The organism is Hyphomicrobiaceae bacterium (genome assembly GCA_041397645.1).
Taxonomy (GTDB): Bacteria; Pseudomonadota; Alphaproteobacteria; order Rhizobiales; family Hyphomicrobiaceae; genus Hyphomicrobium_B.
In genome coordinates, this window is the sequence record JAWKWE010000004.1 from 72,254 (window position 1) to 91,251 (window position 18,998).

The following is an 18,998-nucleotide window of genomic DNA, read 5'->3' on the forward strand; positions in this document are numbered from 1 at the left end:
TGAACGTAGAGCGAAATTGCTAACAAGGCTTAAAAACGTGCCTCTGAAAGCGCCACCAGAAATAAAAACAGCCGACGCGAACGCCGGCCGTTGGATTTCATTGCCCTGATATGGCTGTCGCTGCGCCTTATTGATCGGCACCAATGGCGAGGTCGCGGCGGGCGACGCGGATACCGATCGTATAGCCCGCGATTACATCGATCAGCGACGCCACCAGAACCAGAAAGAAGACCGAGGTCGCCGCCTGCGGCGCCATCAGGAATTCAACGAGTATCGCGACGAATACGATCATGGAAAGAGCATGGTCGATCAAGGTCGACGTCGAGGTGAAGGTTGCCTTCACGATCTCGATGAACAGTAGCATCAACGTGACGAGCAAGATGAGATCGCCCCACGTGAAAACCCAATGACCTCCGCTCAAGAGGTTGACGGAAAAGATCTCGCCCCAAAGGCCACTAGCCGGCGTGTTCTCCGTGCCTGGCGCTCCTACGCCCATCGCCAGAACAATCGCGTTGTAGAGAAGGAATGAGAAGACAAGTGTGGGGATAGCTCTGAGCGACATATCGATTTCTCCTGGCGATCCGGTATGCGAAACCGGCGCGACCTTGTGGCATGCGTCAGCCCATTTGCCAAGCTATCCACCTACATTCTTCAACGCGAACAGCGGATGCCCGGTATGGACACCCGCTGAATATGCAGCTGAAAAAGGCTAAGCAGAGGCTAACCGTAGACCTCTCAGGCCTCGGTCTTTCAGACCTCGGTCTTGGGCTCGAGAATCTGACGGCCGCGGTACTTGCCCGACTTCAGATCGATATGGTGCGGGCGGCGACGCTCGCCTGAGTCCTTGTCCTCGACATAGGCCGGGGCGGAAAGCGCGTCGTGCGCACGGCGCTGGCCGCGCTTCATGCGCGAAACCTTTTTGCGCGGAACTGCCATCGTATTAGCTCCAAAACTTGAGCCCCAGGAACCAAATAAGGCCAGCGCCCGCGAAAGGGGCTCGCCAACGTGAAGCCTAGGGGTGAATATCCGGCGGGGGCCGTAGCAGCCGCTTTAAGCCGTCCATGGCGCGGGCTTATACGCGCAAAATCGGACCAGCGCCAGCCCCCCTTGAAAACATTCCAGGCGGCGTAGGAGCCCAAAATTGGGTCTTCGGGCCTCAGTTGGGCGCATACGACCCCAAGACGCACCCTGTGAGTGCTGATGAACTCCCTCGGGAACGGGCCATATTGAGCGATGCCAACCGCCGCGTTCCGGGGCCCGGTTTGCCGGCGTCTCGCCGAATTGGGTTGGGCAGCGCCACCGCAAGTTGCGACGCCTCCCGGTCGCTGAGCCTTCGGGCAGGCTTGCGGAAGTGATGGCGTGCTGCTTCTTCGGCGCCAAATACCCCAGGCCCCCATTCGGCAATATTCAGGTATACTTCCATGATGCGCCGCTTGGGCCAAAGCGTTTCAATGGCGACCGTCAGCGGCACTTCCAGCACCTTGCGAACGTAGCTCTTGGACGGCCAAAGGAAGAGGTTTTTAGCCACCTGCATGGAGATTGTGCTGGCGCCTCGTGGCGTGCCGTCACCCGATTTTGCAATGGCGGATTCGATTGCTTCGACATCGACGCCCCAATGCTGGCAAAAGCGCCCATCCTCGCTGACGATGACGGCGCGAACCAGTTTGGGCGAAATGGCAGCCAAAGGAACCCAGGTGTGCTTGACATCCTCTCCAATCAGTTTGCGCTGAAGCATGAGCGCCGACATCGGAGGATCGACGAACCGATAGGTCAAGATCAACAGAAAGACGGCCACCAGCCAGACCAATGCGGCGGCCATCAAGTATCTCGCGCAGCGCGCAACGACCCGTCCCCAATCTGCCTTCGGCGGCTCGGCCCCTGGTGCAGATCGACCATCGGAAAGTCCAGTCCAGGCATCCAAATTTGCCGAGGGGTGGTCTGCCCCTAAGCCGAGTGAAGGTTGTTGAGGCGGGACATAGACTTCGGAAGTCGGAAAGAAGCCTTGCCGGTCCGGCACAGCTTCATTTCCATTCAAGGCGCGTGGACTTGCGGCGAAAAGCGAGGAGAAATCTGGCTCGATACGCTTCGCAGCCCCTCGCGGAGCTGGAGCGGCGAAAGGTGCGGAACGAATATTCGAACCTGCCATCACGCCCGAAGGCGAGGGATCAGGCACACCGGGCCGTACGGGCTCCACTGCGCTCAAGCGCCGCGAAACCCGATCTGAGACGCCGCTGCGCACCGTTGGCGGCATGGCACCTTCTTCTTCATCCTGGCTGTACGACCGATCGTCCATGCTTTCCTTGAGCCAGCCAATGCGATATGGCCCCGCCTAGACCTAAACAATGGCCGAGTTACGAGTGCGCAACAAAGGATTTCGCCGCAGAGGTTAAAGGATTGATTCAATTGCCACAGCGACTCAGCGACGCCGCCGCGCTCACCGACCGCCGTCTGAGCGCCTTGCTCGACTTGCAGATCGGAGCCGGAACTCCGAAGCGTCTGGCTTCAGCCATGCAACATGCCGCACTGTCAGGGGGTAAGCGATTCCGCCCCTTCCTGCTGATTGAAAGCGCAGCCTTGTTCAATGTTCCAGCACACGCCGCCGTCGATGCGGCCGCGGCCCTTGAATGCGTGCACTGCTACTCTCTCGTTCATGATGATCTGCCTTCGATGGACAACGACCGGTTGAGGCGCGGACAGCCCACGGTTTGGACGGCCTTTGACGAGTGGACTGCAATTCTGGCGGGCGACGCTCTGCAAACCCTGGCGTTTGAAATTCTGGCCGCGCCGACCACGCATCCTGACGGAACCATCCGCAGTATGCTCGTCAGCGTACTCGCAAAGGCGTCGGGCCCTGCGGGAATGGTCGGCGGTCAAGCACTCGATCTTGAGGCGGAACGGCTCGCTGGCGACGGCCGTTCGGACGCAGCGCACATTTCAAATCTGCAAGCGATGAAGACCGGCAGACTTATTCGCGTAGCCTGTGAAATGGGTGCCATCCTTGGCGGCGCGAGCGACACAGAGCGAGCCGCACTTGCCAATTATGGTGAGGCGCTCGGCCTTGCTTTCCAGATCAGTGACGACCTGCTCGACGCCGAAGGGGGAGAGGAAATAGTCGGAAAAGCCACCGGCAAGGATGCAGCCGCAGGCAAGGCAACGCTCGTCGGCTTGTTGGGCACAGGACCTGCGCGAAAGGCACTCGATAAAACGATAGACGATGCGGTTCGGCACCTCGCGCCATTCGCCAGCAAGGCCGAGCATCTCGTTGAAGCAGCCCGCTTCATGGGGCGGCGGAAATCATAAAGCTCAACCAGGAGGGCGTTCGCCGGTGCGCCAGCGCGGATAGAGCCACGCCGCGTGCTTATTTTATTCCGCCGCGGCACCTTCGCCGTGGTTGGAAGACTTTGCGCCTGCACCGAACCGCTGCTGGATATAGTCCTCGACGATCAGCTTGAACTCGGCGGCTATATTCGGCCCGCGCAGCGTCATCGCCTTTTTGCCGTCGATGAACACGGGTGCCGCCGGCTGCTCTCCGGTGCCCGGAAGCGAAATACCAACATCTGCGTGCTTGCTCTCACCAGGGCCATTTACGATGCAGCCCATGACCGCGAAATTCAGCGTTTCGACGCCTGGATAAAGCGCCTTCCACTCCGGCATCCGGTCGCGGATCATATTTTGAACGTCGCGCGCCAACTCCTGGAAGACGGTTGAAGTCGTACGCCCGCAACCGGGGCACGCGGCAACGACGGGCACGAACGAGCGCAGTCCCATCGTCTGGAGCAACTCCTGCGCTGTGCGCACCTCCAGCGTGCGGTCCCCACCCGGTTCCGGCGTCAACGAGAAGCGGATGGTATCGCCGATGCCTTGTTGGAGGAGAATACCGATCGCAGCCGACGAGGCCACAATCCCTTTCGAGCCCATACCGGCTTCCGTCAGCCCCAGATGCAGCGCGTAGTGGCTGCGCGCCGCGAGAAGGGCGTAAACCGCAACCAGATCCTGCACGCTCGACACTTTCGCCGAGATGATAATTCTATCCGCGCCAAGTCCCATTTCCTCCGCACGCGCGGCTGACAGCAACGCGGAGCGAACCATGGCCTCGTGCATGACGGAGCGTGCCGACAACGGAGAACCTTTGGCCGCGTTCTCGTCCATCAAGAACGTTAGCAACTCCTGATCGAGCGATCCCCAGTTGACGCCGATGCGAACCGGCTTTCGGTGTTTCAGGGCAAGTTCGATGATGGCGCCGAACTGCTTGTCCTTCTTTTCCTTGAAGCCGACGTTGCCTGGATTGATGCGATACTTGTCGAGAGCCTGCGCGCAATCAGGATTTTCGCCCAGCAGCTTGTGGCCAATATAGTGAAAGTCGCCAACGATGGGCACCTCGACGCCGCGCGCGCGCAGTTGATCGCGGATGTGCGGTACGGCCTTGGCGGCCTCGTCACGATCCACCGTGATGCGCACCAGTTCAGAGCCCTGGCGCGCAAGTTCGGCAATTTGCTTGACGGTGCCAGCGATGTCGGCGGTATCGGTGTTAGTCATCGATTGCACGACGACAGGTGCGCCGCCGCCCACGATCACCCCGCCGACATCGACGGCATGGGTCTTGTGGCGGGTTGACAGCCCCAGATCGGGATAACTGGTCATGGGTTTTGCAAGCCTTAGCAGTTGCAGTCTCAGACAGTCCTCAAGTGGCGCGTCACCGTTTCAACGCGCGCCCAGCGATCAGAGAAATCACCGCCAATAGCGTCATCGCCAGTACGATGCTGGGCCCGCCAGGGGTATCATGAACGAGCGAAAGCGTTAAGCCCAGCACAGATCCGATGACGCCGAAGAGCGCGGCTAGAACCGCCATAGATTCCGGCGTGCGGGCAATGAAGCGAGCAGAAACCGCTGGAACGATAAGAAATGCCATCACCAGCAGGACGCCGACGATCTTCATGGCCACCGCAATAGTCACCGCGAGAAGGATGTCGAAAACAGCCTTAGGCACGACCGGATCCACGCCTTCGGCCGTAGCGAGGTCGGCGTCGATGGATAAGCGCAGCAACGGCCGCCAAAGCTTGATCATCACCGCGAATACGAAGCCTCCGCCTAGCGCGATCCAGCCAAGATCTCCGTTGGTAACGGCAAACACATCTCCAAACAGGAAACTCATAAGATCGACCGACGGACCTTTGAGCATGGATATGGCGAGCACTCCGAGCGCCAGCGTTGCGTGATGCATCAGGCCCAGGATGCTGTCGAGCGCAAGGAGCCGTTGTTGACCAAAGGCGATCAACACCGTCGCTGCGATAATCGCCGCCAAAATGACCGTGAACGTCAGATTGATTTGTAGCGCCAGGCCGAGGGCGACGCCGAGCAGGCTCGCCTGCGCCAACGTTTCCCCGACATAGGCCATGCGCCGCCAGACGATGATGCACCCCAACGGGGCCGCAATCGCAGCCAGTGCGGCAGCGGCGATCATCGCGCGCACGAAAAAAGGCTCAGGCCAAGACACGTTCGCTATCTCTCCTGCGCGTCCGGCGCATCATCGGAAATGGGCATCGCCGCACCCGTAATGTCGTGCTTGTGGTCGTGATGATGATGATAGATGGCTAATGACTTGGCCGCCTCTTCACCGAACAGGCGGATATATTCATCAGATCGCGCCACCGCCTCCGGGCGGCCCGAACAGCACACGTGTCCGTTGAGACAGAGGACCCGGTCGCTCTTTCTCATCACGACATGAAGGTCGTGACTGACGAGCAGTACGCCCAGCCGGTGTCGATCCCGAAGGCCGCCAATAAGATCATAAAGCTCGGCTTCCCCTGCGTAGTCCACGCCGCTCGCGGGCTCATCGAGCACGAGCAGATTGGGTTTGCGGAGCAACGCCCGGGCAATTAGTACCCGCTGGGTCTCGCCACCTGAAAGCTGGGTCAATTGCTGGTTTGCCGTGTGGGCCACGCCGGCTTCGTCCAGAGCCTTTGCGACCTCCGCCGCGCTCACGTCATTCCCCAACGCAAGAAATCGCTCGACCGTCATGGGAATTGTGCCGTCGGCCGCGAACTTCTGCGGAACATACCCGATGCGCGTTCCAGGCTGTTTGAAAATCGTTCCACGATCCGGCTTCAGGATCGAAAGGATGAGCTTGACCAGAGTGGATTTTCCAGCGCCGTTCGGCCCGATCAGAGTGACGATCTCGCCGGATCGGACATCGAGATCGACACCGGACAGGAGCGGGCGCCCTCCCCGAGTGATGGCGAGGTCGCGCGCGGAGATCAGCGCGTTCCGATCCACGGGGGCGGCCACATGATGGCCGCATCCACAGTCCGGACCGTGTTCAAAGTGTCGGTGAGCCACGTGGTCGTGGTCGTGAACGATTGTGGCGGGTTCAGCAGCGGACACGCTGGCGGACCTCCCGATGAAATGACTTCCAACTCAAGACTTCAATCGCCCGCCTTCTCCGCACACATTTGACAGGTGCCGGAGACTTCGACGAACTTTACGCGCGCCTCAAACTTCGCATCGTGCGTGGCTGCGTCGATGGCCGCGAAGATCTCGTCTCCGTCCGTCTCGAAGACACAACCGCACTGTTCGCAGGACAGAAAGATCGGACGACGCCCGTTGCGGCCCAAGGGACGGCGGCTGGCGAAATAGGCATTCTTACTTTCCAGCCGGTGGACGACGCCCGCTTCCAGGAGGGCATCGAGCGCCCGATAAACCGAAATGGGTGCCAGACGCGTGCCCTTCTTGGCGAGCCGGTCCAAAACCTCATAAGCTCCAACGCTTTCCTGCGTGGAGGCGATCTCCTCGAAAACCTTACGGCGGAGCTCCGTGAAGCGAAGGTTCTTCTCTGCGAAAATCTGCACAGCCTGCTCGATGGTCGCCTTGAGGCGATCTTTGGCTTTGGCTTCATCGCTTGCGGCCGTCGGCATCTGAACCTTTCAGCGTTGACTGCAATACCTTCTCCCCGCCCTTGCCGTGCCGGCGGCAATGGGTCAAGGATGAACTTTCAGGCGAACCGCGCCCGCTTGAAATTTCATGCCATAATATAGCACCTTGACGCACGGAGCCACGAAACCGCACCGACTTAGACGCAAACGGCCTTAACAATTGCGTGTTTGCTACCCAAATATGCGGTTCGTTCGCCATGGCCCCCCGTCGGTTCGACCTTCAACCGCCCCCCATGGCCGAGCCGGCGCGGGCCGGTGGTAATCTTCAGACCGATTTTCTGAAATAATTTCATGCGCAAGGCGCGATTGGGACGTAATCTTGGCCGGTTCGTCCGCCAAATGTCGCCAGAATGCTGGTAACGGATGCGTGGTGATCTGTCGGGAAGAAGGGTTAGCAAGGGATGGATTTCGTCTCACTGACAGCCGCACTGGGCGATAATGCCCGGCCACTTCTGGCTGCGTTTTTCCTTTTTGCGACAGTTACGTTCCTGCTGCGGACCAACCTTGCCAAACGGCTTTGGGCGGGGCTTGAGGAAACCGTATTCTCCAGCTGGCAGCTGGCGCTCCTTGGCCTTACCGGGTTCGTGCTTTCCCTCGCCTCGGGCTACACCACCTGGGACGGCATGCGCAATTTCACCGGCGAGCCGCTCTTATCCGGCATGATCACCTTTGGCATCCAGGGCGTGATGCTGATCGTCGCATGGCTGATCGGCGAAAGCTTCGCCACCGGCATGAACATGCAGGCCAAGCGGGCGGGCAGCAACCTCGTCAACGCGCAGGCACAAAGTTGGGTCGGCGCCGTCATTGGCCTGTTGCTGTTCGTCACCGGGCTGACGCTGATACTGCAATGGACCGGTCAAGCTGATGTGCGCCAGGCCACGAGCGATGCACTCGCGTGGTCCAAGATGGGCGACAAGATGCTCATCTTCGCTTTCGGTATCCTCACCGTGGCGCTGTTTGCGCTGTACGCGGCCAGCGATTTGATCCGCCCTTATATCCAGGGCAGCCGCGTGATCGTTCGCAACGCAATGCTGTGGGTGATGTTCTTTGCCTGCATGACGACCAGTGTGTTCTTCTCATTCGACTCGCTCTTTACGTCGATTTTCCCCCAGTCAGAGCGTGTGCGTGCCGCTGAATTGCGCGCGCAGAACCAGGTCTCCGGCCTCATCTCGGACATCGAGGCCGCACTTGGAGAGCGCAATGCAACCGAGGTCGGCAGCCTTCTGCAAAACGAGGCCTGGCTGGAGTACGAGAACAACCTTAACCAGATCGGCAAGGTGGCCGCTACGTCGCAAGGCGCGCTGGAACGCTACATCAACGGGCAGATCGAGGACCGCCGCCGCGCCGTGAAGGAGCAGCAGGAGCGGATGGCATCTGCCCAATCCGGACAGGCTGGTCTGGCCCAGAAGAAAGTTTCGTTGACCGAGGAAAAGAGCCGCTTGGCCGCCGAGCGCCCCGGTCTTGCGGCTGAATATGCCGAAAAGAAAGCGGATCTCGACGCCAAGGCCCGCGAGGTCGATGCCAAGCGCATCGAGGCGATGGCCGAGGACAAGGGCGTGGAAGGCACTGGTAAACAAGGGCGCGGTCCAGTCTATCGTCAGCGCATGGGTGAGCTGAACCTGCTTCAGAACGCCTACAAGATTGCCGATGAGCGCGCCAAGGATGCGCAAAAGCGCCTTTCGGCCACCGAAACACGGCTCGCGGCCATCGACCGTGAACTCGCCAACATCGACGGCGATTTGGCAAAGTTCAAAGGCGAAGCGGAAACCGCTCAGCAGCGCATCGACCTGGCGAAAGACACTGCCAGCGAGGACGTCGGCCAACGGCTTGATCCGTCGCGCCTGGTGCCCTCGTTCGACCGCGCGATCGCTGAGTTCCGAGAGAAGCCCTCTAGCGAGCAGCTCGCTTCGATTCAGAGCCTGTGTGGCGACATCTACACCGCCTTGCAGGGAACGCCAGAAACAAAATCGCAGATTCAGAACCTCAGCTGCGACCCCAAGAGCACATCCGACGCTGCGTCTAACCTGTTTGCGCTCCAGGCTGGGATCAAGCAGTTCGCCGCCACCTGTTCGGGCGGCGACAAACTCATCGCAAACCGCAATGCGGACGAGCTATTTGCGTTTGCACGTCGATGCCTCCAGGACAGCGGCTTGCCGAGCTCGGACACCGACGCGCTGCGCAACAAGATTAACCAGGTTGAGCTAGGGCGCGATGACAAGGCCCATCGCTTCGTTGTGACCTGGAACGCCTTTAACGATGGCAATCGGCTCGCCTACCTGGCGCTGGCCATCGCGATCGCCATCGATAGCCTTATCTTCATGTCAGGCTTGTTCGGCGCCAACGCCGTGCGCTCGCCGCTGTCCGACGTGCCGACCTTCAAGGCGCGTTCGGCGGCGCAGCTCGAAGCAACGATCAACGCGGCGCTCGGCCCACATCCGCACGAAACCGCGTGGTTGACCCTTCATGCCTTACGGCCGATGACCTACACGGACGGGTTCTCGGCCATATGCGATCTGTCCACGATGGACCGCACCACCGCTGGCCGCGTGCGCATGGTGCTGACGGCGGGCGCCGACATCGGAGCGGTAGAGACCATCAGCCACGACCCCGAATGCTACCGGGTGCGCAGCGAGTTGCGCGAGTACCTCTCGACGGTATGCTCCAAGCACTTCAACACCGACGCGACGGCCAAGGAAAAGGCTCAGCTGCAGAAACTGGTCGGTGCCGCGCTTGAGCCCCATCCGCGCGAGCACGCGGATATCGTTCTGCATTCGCTGGAGCCAATCCGCGAAACGGAAGGGTTCACCTCGATCGTCACGCTGGGTGAGGTCAAAGACCCCTACGAGTTGCGTGTCGTGCGCCGCGTCTTGAATGCGGGCGCTACGGTCGGCGCGGTTGCGCCCGACAAGAACGTTGAGGATCGCTACTGCATCCGGCCGGTGTTGTATGAGACGCTGCTGACGATCCTCGCCGGTTCGCAGCCCAGCCCGCAGTATGCGATCGAGCGCGGATTTGTCCTGGAGGATCGCACCAGATCCGTCATCGACGGTGGCCGCCTCAATGAAGCCACTGCGGAGCTACCGCTCGAACAGCAGCCACAGCGGTTGGAGCGGCCCCAGGCCAAACTGCCGGAAATGTCTCAGGAGCAGATCGACCAATGGCAAGTCTATTGCCGACAGGAGTTGCTCGGCGCCATTAACCTCGACATCGAAACCGTCGACCAGAGGTTGCTGTCGCAGGCGGCCCGTTCGTCCATCATGCAAGCCTACAAATCGCTTCTGGCAGTGAGCTATTCCAACGCGAACCTGGCGAACTACCTCGACACGTTCCAGAAGGAGCAGGGCCAAGTCTTGGATGACGCCATCCAGAGGCTCTATATCGAGGCGGGCGAAAGCAACGCTAAGCGTCAGATCGTCGATCTCGTTCAGAACCGCATGGAAGAAGACCATGCGCATTATATGCTGTTTCCAGAGTCGGGCATGATCTCATACCTGATTGAGGAGCTGGAGCGCGCAGCAACGCCCGATGATGGATTGTTGCAGGAGGAACAGCAGCTTCTGGAACAGTTGAAGTACGTGCGCGACGGTCTCTACGAGCTGAACCTCGCCGATCCGACTTCGTGGGCCGAGATCAACCAGCGTCTCGCGCCGCGCAAACCTCAACGCTATCCTGGCTTCGTGCAAAAGCCGGCACCGCGCAACCGGCAGAGCTAGTCTCACGCTGACCAATACTCTGGCCCAATGAGCGACCTGCGTGTCCCGCCACATGCAGGTCGAATTCTATTCACGATTTCGCCGCAGGAGTTTCCAGCTTTGGCCGTTCGATGCGGCTACAATCGGACTCATGTATCTCGGTCTGAGGGTCCCTGCCATGATCATGTCGCGCTTTGTTGCCGTTCCGCTGCTCGCTGTGTTTTCATTAGTTTTGAGCTTGGCGCTCCTCCCGCTACACCCAGGGGAGCATGAGATGTCGGCGCGCGCAAAGGTCGTAACAACACGGGCCTGATACCGCCCGCCTGAAGTCACTCGAACTAAAACGCAAAGGCCGCGCGCCCAAATGGAGCACGCGGCCTTCTTATATTTTCTCCAGTTGCTGGCTTCAGGCCTTAAACGGGACAACCAGCTGGCGCTGCTCGCCGAGCTTCTCAATCTTCAAGGTCATCACGTCTCCCGGTTTCAGATATTCCGGCGGCTTGCGGGCGGCGCCTACGCCCGGAGGCGTACCTGTGGTAATGACGTCGCCAGGCTCCAGCACCATGAACTCTGTCACGTAGGCGAGCAACTCAGGGATCTTGAAGATCATCGTTGAGGTCGATCCGCGCTGCTTGGAGACCCCGTTGATGTCCAGCGACATGGCAAGACTGTGGGGATCGGGCAGTTCGTCGGTTGTGACGAGCCAAGGCCCCAACGGACCGAAAGTTTCGGCTGATTTGCCTTTCACCCATTGGCCGTTGCGCTTCATCTGCCAGCGGCGCTCCGACACGTCGTTGCAGATGGTGTAGCCCGCGATGTACCTAACCGCATCGGCGGCGGTCACGTAACGCGCGCGTGTTCCGATCACGAAGGCGATCTCGCACTCCCAATCCATTCGATCGGAATTCTTCGGGTTCATCACGTTGTCGAACGGCCCGCAAATGCAGCTCGCCGCCTTATTGAACAGGATCGGTTCAGTGGGGATCTCTTGCCCGGTCTCCTTCGCGTGGTCGGCATAATTCAATCCGATCGCGATGAAAGTGCGTGTGCCCGCGACGGGTGCGCCAAGGCGGACACCTTCAGGCACAACGGGAAGTGCAGTGACATCGATCTTGCGGATCGCATCGAGGGCTGCCGGGCTCAAATGCTGTCCCGTGAAGTCGGGAACATGAGCAGACAGGTCGCGGATCTTTCCCGTGCCATCGACGATGCCCGGCTTTTCGGCGCCAAGCTCACCAAATCGAACCAGTTTCATGGGTAAGGCTTATCTCTTTTTTCGAGGACATTTTGGCCGTAAAGGGCAAGCGCGGCGCGGTCAAGGGGACATCGTAGATGAGACAGCCCCCGGCAAGTGTCCAGCGCTCAGGCAAACGCCTCTCGGGCAGCTGCTTGCCGTGCAGCTGCTTGTCGACACTGAGATCGCGCCGCACAATCCATCCGGTATCGGAACGAGTCACATTTCTGGCACCACAAAGCAGTCGCGCCGGATAATTCATTCAATGCGCGTGATACAGTAACAACAAGCCGTCTCTTCACGAGATCACACGAGCATTTTACCGATCGACGATCCTCCATAAGTCTTGTTTGGCTTCATTTTAGACCTCCGCCGCCTTGCTGAAACGACGTTCACATGTACCTTGACCATTCGGTACGCGAGTTGCGTGTCAGGCTTGTCTTGAAGGTCGATCGCCTCAGCCAAGTCAGCGCACCGTAATCCATATCGCCGGCATCGTTATTAACGATGACGCCTCGCCATTCGTCCTGCACTCGGTGATCGACATGAGATTCTTAATCAAGGCAGCAGCGCCACTTGCCCTGCTGATCTGCATGAGCCTGAACGCGACGGCTGCGGATACCTGCACTGGTGGCGATGATTGGATCGATGACCTCACACCGATTACGGCCGCTGATTGGAACGAAGGCAGAGCGGCCCACCTCATCGAACGCGCAGGCTTCGGCGAAACTCCCAGTGGAGTGGCCGAGCTGGCGAAACGAGACCCTGCAGACCTCGTCCATGAACTGACTGCACCGCAAGAAGTCGACAACTCTCAGCTTCAGCCCTTCGATGAGTCCGGCATTTGGGAGGAAGGCCTTGATCCGTTCCCACCGAGCCGCCCCGCCGTCACGGACCTCGCGAAAGAGAAAGGCGAGGCTCTGGGTGTCAAGGTCAAGCCCGAGGGCAATCGCCGCTTACAGCCCGTCGTCAATCGCTTCTTCTACTGGCTGCGAGCCTCCAAGCTCGAAACAGAGCGGCTTGGATTCTGGTGGGCCAACCGTATGCTCACGACCCATCGACCCCTTGAAGAGAAAATGGCGTTGTTCTGGCACGGCCACTTTGCAACCAGCGAAGACAAGGTGCGTGACTATCGCAAGATGCTCAAGCAGGTCACGCTGTTCCAGCAGAATGGACTTGGCGATTTCCGTACACTTCTCGTCGGTGTAGCCCAGGATCCGGCCATGCTCGCATTCCTGGATGCTGGCGTGAACGTGAAAGGCGCGCCCAACGAAAACTTCGCCCGCGAAATCATGGAACTGTTCACCATGGGCGTCGGCAACTACAGCGAATCCGACATCCGGGAGGGCGCCCGAGCCTTCACAGGCTGGAATTTCAAAGGCACGAAGTTCGTCGTAAACGACGCTCAGCATGATGGCGGTGAAAAGTCTTTCTTGGGCCAGAAAGGAAACTTTGACGGCGTCGACATTATCGACATCATCCTGAAGCAACCCGCTACGGCCGACTTTGTCGCCGCCAAGATTTATCGCTATTTCGTGCGCGACGACATCTCTCCAGAGACGCGCACGAAGCTTGGTGCGGTGCTACGCGACAACAACTATCAGATCGCCCCGCTGCTCAACACCATCTTCCTGTCTCGCGACTTCTACTCGAGTGCCAGTTGCGGCGGCCACATCAAGAGCCCTGTCGAGCTGCTGATCTCGACATATAAGAAGCTCGGACAATCCGCGGTTCCGGGCGTTCCCGACTTCTACGACACGACGACGGCTCTCGGCCAAACGCTGTTCTGGCCACCGACGGTTGCGGGCTGGGCACAAGGGCGCAGCTGGATTACGCCTGGCTTGCTCATCGAGCGGGGAAATTTTGCGCGTGACGTTGTGTTCCCCGATGTCGGCTTCATCCCGCCGGATCGCTATCCCGGCGCCGTCTATCAGATCCTTTCCGTGAGCGAAAAAACCGCTCAAGGCGTCGATATCTCGTCAGCAACTGCGCCCGACGACAAGGACCTGATGTCGATGTCCAACATGAATGCCGATCGCGATGAGGACTTCAACACGCGATATGCCAGCTATCGCGGCTGGCAGGAGGCTCTGGAGCGCGTCAAGCCGCTCCCGCGGGCGACTGCGCAACTCAATCTGACGCGGTTGGTACTCGATTCCAAAACCCCTCTGAAGACGCCCGAGGACGTCGTTGGCTTTTTCGTTGCGCGCATGTTCATCGTGCCACCGTCTGAAAAGGCACAAAAGCGGCTTGCCAAGTTCCTCGAAGGCGAGCTTGGCACCAGCAACATCGCCGACGCCCAAACCTACATGGAGGAGAGCCTGCGCATGTTGATGCACGCCCTTCTCAGCCTGCCCGAATATCAACTTGGATGACACCCAACGGCCTAAGCGGCCGGGAGACGACCATGAAGACGATCTATACCTCGATGACCCGCCGCAACGTTCTGCGTTCCGGTGCTGCTGCGCTCGCCCTTGGTGCTGCCGGTGAGGGTCTTACATTCGGGCTGACGCCGACGCTTGCGCGGGCTGCCGAAGAAACGAAAAAGAAGGGCGAGCGCATCCTCGTTGTGCTGGAACTTTCCGGCGCCAACGACGGCCTCAATACCCTGGTGCCATTTGCGGACGATGCCTACTACAAGCTCCGTCCGAAGATCGGCATCTCATCCGACAAAGTTCTCAAGATTGATGACCACTATGGCTTCAACAGCGGCATGAAGGGCTTTGAAAAACTCTACAAGGATGGTCATCTCGCTGTTATCCATGGATGCGGCTACGCACAGCCGTCCTTCTCACATTTCACCTCCATGGCCTATTGGCACACCGCAGCACCCAACAGCGGCCAGACGCTCGGATGGGTCGGACGGCTGGCCGATACGATGGATGCATCGGGCGCTTCGAACTACATCGTCAACATCGCCGAGTCCCAATCACTGGCCGTGAACGCCAAGATGCATACGCCGGTCGTCTTCAACGATCCCGACCGGTTCGTGCGCAAAGGCGATGCCGAAATCCGTCCTGTGTTCGACATCATCGAGGACCCTGATAGGGCGGAAACCAACGCTCAGCAATATCTTCGCCAAGTCGCCACCAGCGCGCGGGATGCGTCCAAGCAGGTGCGCGAGGCTTGGTCCCATTACAAGACCCCCGTCGATTACGGAATTATTCCGCTCGGACTGAACAAGATTGCGTCACTCATTGCTGCCGACATGCCGACGCGGCTTTACTACACGTCGTATCCTCACAACACGTTCGACACGCACGTCCATCAGGTCGATGCACACGCACGCTATCTCACATACGTCTCCGATGCCGTCCAAGGTTTCATGATGGATCTGGAGCGCATCGGGCGGGCCGACGACGTATCGGTTCTGATCTTCTCCGAATTCGGACGGCGCGCCGCTGAGAACACCTCGCTGGGTACCGATCACGGCACCGCCAACCTGATGTTCGTCGTGGGTAAAAATGTGAAGGGCGGTCACTACGGCGCGCCCTCAAGTCTCACCGAGCTGATGCCCGACGGAAACCTGCAATACACAACGGACTTCCGCCGCGTTTACGCAACGATGATCGATGGCTGGCTACAGCACCCAGACAGCGCATCCATCCTGCGCGATAAATTCGAGACGTTCCCGATCTTTGCCTGATTTCTGCATTCAGCCCGGAACTGGCGCTTAGCTTTCAAGAAGACCAGATGGCGCGGCCCTAATGAGGCCGCGCCATTTTTATGTCGCGCCCCGGTGTCGCACTTTCCCCTTCACAAGCCGTCCATCAACAATATAGCTTACAGGAAATAACGAAACGGAGCTTGTGACTATGGACGTCAAGAAGATTTCACCATCTCGCAGAGCCTGGTTGGCAATGCTTGCGCTACTTTTTTTGGCCTCTTACTTTCCCTGGCAAGGTCAGGTGGCCCATGCAGAGGGCCCCGCGCTCAAGATTTTCGCCGCAGCCAGCATGAAGGACGCATTCGACGCGGCGGGCCACGCTTACACAGAGAAGACAGGTCAGACGCTTTCCATCTCCTACGCGGCATCGTCCGCCCTGGCCAAGCAGATCGAACAGGCCGCGCCGGCGGATGTCTTCATCAGCGCGGACCTTGCCTGGATGGACTATCTGGCAGAGCGGTCATTGCTTCTTAAAGGCACGCGAAGGAATTTGGCGGGCAACGCACTCGTGTTGATCGGTCCCGCAGCAAGCACGCTCAACATCGATATCGCTCCGGGGTTTGATCTTGCTGGCGCGCTCGGTGACGGCCGACTTGCCGTCGGAAACGTTGCAAGTGTCCCTGCGGGCAAGTACGCCAAGGCGGCGCTTGAATCGCTAAAGGTGTGGGAAAGCGTAGCTGACAAACTCGCGCAGGCAGAAAACGTGCGCTCCGCCCTCGCCTATGTCGCCCAAGGTGAAACGCCGCTGGGCATTGTCTACAAGACAGACGCCGCAGCGGAGCCGAAGGTCAAGGTGATCGCCTCCTTCCCTGCGAACTCTCACCCGGCGATCATCTACCCGATCGCAGTCATGAAGCAGACCACCGCGCCCGACGCCGCAAAGGCGTTCGTCGCCTATCTCGGCACGGCAGACGCAATGGCAATTCTCGAAAAGCACGGCTTCGTCCCAGCGCCATAGCGGGACTGGAAGTTTCAAACATCCCGGCGGCCATTCTCGCAAAGCCGCGCTGGCGAGGGTAGCCGTTGCTGCGATCAGCGGTACCCAGGCGTCTCTACCTGGACCGCAGAACTCACGATTTTCAGAAAAATGATTGGTCGGAGCGAGAGGATTTGAACCTCCGACCCCCAGTCCCCCAGGCTACTGGTGCGAACCCTACCCAACCCTAGGGTTACCTCCGCATCATTGTTTTTTCAGCATTTTTACGCTAACATGGCCCTCTCCTACCCTCTGGAGGCCCCGGTAGGGGCGGCCCTGTAGTGTTCGAATAGTGTTCGGAGTACCCAATGCCTGCCCGCATCCGCATGACCGAGGCCAAGGTGAAAACCCTGCCGCCCGGCCTACATCGCGACGACAAAGTCCGTGGGCTGTTCGTCATGGTCGGCCCCCAGGGCAGCAGCTACAAGATCCAGTCGAGCTTCTACGGGTACGGCAAGCCAGTCAGCATCCGCATGACGTTGGGGCGCATAACGGACTACTCGCTCGATGAAGCCCGCAAGTGGGCCGACGACAAGCTGGGCATGATCCGCAGGGGCGAGGACCCCCGGTACGAGACCAAGGTCGAGCCGTGGACCGTCCGCCAGATGTACGACGAGTTTCTGGCCAGTCGCGCCCAGGAGCGACGCGACCCGGTGCATAGCGCGAACATCCGTACCAACCGCGACCGGCATCTCTCCAAGTGGCTTGCGATGCCCATGTCGGCCATCACCCACGACATGGTGCGCGCTCGGCATCGCGAGATCGGCGAGAGTGCACCAGTCACAGCCAACCATACCTTCAAGCAGTTTCGTGCCGCCTGGAACCACGCGATCGAAGCGCGAGGCGAACACAACATCCCGCCCAACCCGGCGCTAGGCCTAAAGTGGTTCCGCCCGAAGCCAATCGAGCGAGAGGAAGACGAGCAGGACAAAGCGCTCCTACCTTCAGAACTGCCCGGCTGGTGGCAGGCCGTGCAGGCGCTCGACAACCCGCTTCGGCGCAACCTGCATATCATGGCCCTGCTCACCGGCATCCGATACGGGCACCTCACGGGCATCCGTCGCGAATGGGTGCACTTGGACGAGGCGCGCATCTGGTTCCCAAAGATGAAGCGCCAGAAGCCCGTGGACCTACCACTGAGCGACTATCTCGTGGCGCTCGTCTCCGAGACTGAAAAGCTCAGCGAGGCCATGTACCCTGGCAATCCCTACCTGTTCCCGACGGTCGCAGCGCGCGGCAGCAAGGTGTATGGGCACAAGAAGGGCGCGGTCGTGCCGATACAGGATTGGCGAGAGGACACGCTCGCCACCGGCCATCGGCTTCGGCACACCTACATCAGCTTTGCCGACAAATTGGCGATACCGTTAACGCACCGCATGATGCTCGTGGACCACGCCGTTTCCGGCATGCACGGCCACTACGCAAATCGAAAGATTAAGTTTCCCGAGTTGCTCTCGGCGCAAAGTGAAATAACTCGTTTGCTGCTCGGGGCCTGCGGGGCCTTGTGACTTTTCCGCACGACAATTATATTGCGTGCATGCCAACGCCCTCGGCCTCCGAAAGCCGAGGACTAAGCGGTACGTCTGCCGCATTGATAGCGCCGATCCGCCCTCGGGCGAGTAGCGTCATGCGGGCTGGATAACATTGGTGGACGCGGTGACCAGGGCCAAGGCGCCTGGAGTTTAGCGGGCCACCTGGAAAACCAGCAACGCGGCAGGCCATGGCGACAACCCCTAATCCGGGTGTCGCTAAGCCGTGCGCGAAGGGACACCCATAGTTTAATGGAGTGTCCCATGGACGCGAAACCGTCCGAGCCGTCGCGGCTGCTTTCTCCCAACGAGGTCTCTGCGCTTACCGGCCTGAGCTACAAACAGCTCGAAGCCATGCGTCGGCGTGGCGAAGGTCCGAAGCACTTTAAGCTCTGCAATCGGGTCAAGTATCCGCTTGTCGCGCTTGAGGCTTGGGTACGCGAAAACGGGGGCGAGCTATGATCGGCAAGCTCCCCGGCCGCAGCCGCGCCGTAAACGAGACCGCCTTTTGGTGGTACTCGACCAGCCAATTCGTGCGCATCCTCGTGCCCAACCATCCGGCCTGGATCGGCACCGATGTGACCCACGAAGCGTTGCGCGCTGCCGCGCCGTCTCATGCGCCGCTAGAGGCTCTCGCCGTCGCTGCGCTCTGCTTCAAATCCCAGGACTGCTTCCGGAACAACGTCGCCTTCGAGTATTGGGCTGGCATCCAATACGCCGGGCGGGAAGTGTCGCCGGACACGCTGGTGCAGTACCTCTACACGGTCTGCGAATGGCCGGTTTACGAGAACTGCCGAGGCGGGATCGCGGTCGATCACCTCGGTACTGGCAAGCCCGAGCTCGATATGAGCTGGCACCTTCTCGAACCCATCTTTGCGAGCAGCGAGAAGCTGTACCCGAAAAAGTAAGCCCGGCATTCCGTCCCGAATGCCGGGCCTTTTCGCTTGCGCCTCTCAGACCCCAAAAGGCAG

At 59.7% G+C, this 18,998-nt stretch carries 16 protein-coding genes; 8 read left to right on the forward strand and 8 right to left on the reverse strand.

Annotated features, from left to right (window positions below; all coding sequences use genetic code 11):
• Nucleotides 1–127: 127 nt before the first annotated feature.
• From R3D51_00405 to mtgA, 3 genes are all read right to left on the reverse strand, one after another.
• Entirely contained in the window at nucleotides 128–562 is a 435-nt protein-coding gene (locus R3D51_00405; protein ID MEZ5897930.1) for a hypothetical protein, read from the reverse strand.
• Nucleotides 563–750: 188 nt separating this feature from the next.
• Nucleotides 751–936, reverse strand: a complete 186-nt coding sequence (gene rpmF, locus R3D51_00410; protein MEZ5897931.1) for a 50S ribosomal protein L32 — start codon at nucleotides 934–936, stop codon at nucleotides 751–753.
• 220 nt (nucleotides 937–1,156) lie between these two features.
• Entirely contained in the window at nucleotides 1,157–2,293 is a 1,137-nt protein-coding gene (gene mtgA / locus R3D51_00415; GenBank protein ID MEZ5897932.1) for a monofunctional biosynthetic peptidoglycan transglycosylase, read from the reverse strand.
• Nucleotides 2,294–2,397: 104 nt separating this feature from the next.
• Here mtgA and R3D51_00420 point away from each other — a divergent pair, with 104 nt between their 5' ends.
• Nucleotides 2,398–3,300, forward strand: a complete 903-nt coding sequence (locus R3D51_00420; protein ID MEZ5897933.1) for a polyprenyl synthetase family protein — start codon at nucleotides 2,398–2,400, stop codon at nucleotides 3,298–3,300.
• A gap of 63 nt (nucleotides 3,301–3,363) precedes the next feature.
• On the opposite strand, the gene ispG is transcribed toward R3D51_00420, so the two are convergent.
• Genes ispG through R3D51_00440 form a run of 4 tightly spaced genes read right to left on the reverse strand, consistent with a single transcriptional unit; the run spans nucleotide 3,364 to nucleotide 6,911 of the window.
• On the reverse strand, nucleotides 3,364–4,641 hold the full coding sequence (gene ispG / locus R3D51_00425; GenBank protein ID MEZ5897934.1) for a flavodoxin-dependent (E)-4-hydroxy-3-methylbut-2-enyl-diphosphate synthase: 1,278 nt from the start codon (nucleotides 4,639–4,641) through the stop codon (nucleotides 3,364–3,366).
• A gap of 52 nt (nucleotides 4,642–4,693) precedes the next feature.
• Nucleotides 4,694–5,494 (reverse strand): metal ABC transporter permease, encoded by an 801-nt coding sequence (locus R3D51_00430; protein MEZ5897935.1) that lies wholly within the window; start codon nucleotides 5,492–5,494, stop codon nucleotides 4,694–4,696.
• 5 nt (nucleotides 5,495–5,499) lie between these two features.
• On the reverse strand, nucleotides 5,500–6,381 hold the full coding sequence (locus R3D51_00435) for a metal ABC transporter ATP-binding protein (protein MEZ5897936.1): 882 nt from the start codon (nucleotides 6,379–6,381) through the stop codon (nucleotides 5,500–5,502).
• 41 nt (nucleotides 6,382–6,422) lie between these two features.
• The gene (locus tag R3D51_00440) at nucleotides 6,423–6,911 is read right to left on the reverse strand and encodes a Fur family transcriptional regulator (GenBank protein ID MEZ5897937.1); all 489 of its coding nucleotides are present in this window, start codon (nucleotides 6,909–6,911) and stop codon (nucleotides 6,423–6,425) included.
• Nucleotides 6,912–7,330: 419 nt separating this feature from the next.
• Here R3D51_00440 and R3D51_00445 point away from each other — a divergent pair, with 419 nt between their 5' ends.
• Nucleotides 7,331–10,642 (forward strand): hypothetical protein, encoded by a 3,312-nt coding sequence (locus tag R3D51_00445; protein ID MEZ5897938.1) that lies wholly within the window; start codon nucleotides 7,331–7,333, stop codon nucleotides 10,640–10,642.
• 385 nt (nucleotides 10,643–11,027) lie between these two features.
• On the opposite strand, the gene R3D51_00450 is transcribed toward R3D51_00445, so the two are convergent.
• Nucleotides 11,028–11,876: a fumarylacetoacetate hydrolase family protein gene (locus R3D51_00450; protein MEZ5897939.1), complete on the reverse strand. Its 849-nt coding sequence runs from the start codon at nucleotides 11,874–11,876 to the stop codon at nucleotides 11,028–11,030.
• A gap of 524 nt (nucleotides 11,877–12,400) precedes the next feature.
• Between R3D51_00450 and R3D51_00455 the strand changes: the two genes are divergently transcribed.
• The 6 genes from R3D51_00455 to R3D51_00480 all read left to right on the forward strand — a co-directional run bounded on the left by R3D51_00455 (nucleotide 12,401) and on the right by R3D51_00480 (nucleotide 18,935).
• Nucleotides 12,401–14,230, forward strand: coding sequence for a DUF1800 domain-containing protein (locus R3D51_00455; GenBank protein ID MEZ5897940.1), 1,830 nt, complete (start codon nucleotides 12,401–12,403; stop codon nucleotides 14,228–14,230).
• A gap of 32 nt (nucleotides 14,231–14,262) precedes the next feature.
• Entirely contained in the window at nucleotides 14,263–15,501 is a 1,239-nt protein-coding gene (locus R3D51_00460) for a DUF1501 domain-containing protein (protein MEZ5897941.1), read from the forward strand.
• A 169-nt stretch (nucleotides 15,502–15,670) separates the two neighbouring features.
• Nucleotides 15,671–16,480: a molybdate ABC transporter substrate-binding protein gene (gene modA, locus R3D51_00465; protein ID MEZ5897942.1), complete on the forward strand. Its 810-nt coding sequence runs from the start codon at nucleotides 15,671–15,673 to the stop codon at nucleotides 16,478–16,480.
• A gap of 326 nt (nucleotides 16,481–16,806) precedes the next feature.
• Nucleotides 16,807–18,006: an integrase family protein gene (locus R3D51_00470; protein MEZ5897943.1), complete on the forward strand. Its 1,200-nt coding sequence runs from the start codon at nucleotides 16,807–16,809 to the stop codon at nucleotides 18,004–18,006.
• Nucleotides 18,007–18,291: 285 nt separating this feature from the next.
• On the forward strand, nucleotides 18,292–18,489 hold the full coding sequence (locus R3D51_00475; protein ID MEZ5897944.1) for a helix-turn-helix domain-containing protein: 198 nt from the start codon (nucleotides 18,292–18,294) through the stop codon (nucleotides 18,487–18,489).
• Complete coding sequence (locus tag R3D51_00480) at nucleotides 18,486–18,935, forward strand: hypothetical protein (protein ID MEZ5897945.1); 450 nt, start codon at nucleotides 18,486–18,488, stop codon at nucleotides 18,933–18,935. The genes R3D51_00475 and R3D51_00480 overlap by 4 nt, the downstream gene beginning before the upstream one ends.
• The last annotated feature ends 63 nt before the right edge of the window (nucleotides 18,936–18,998 follow it).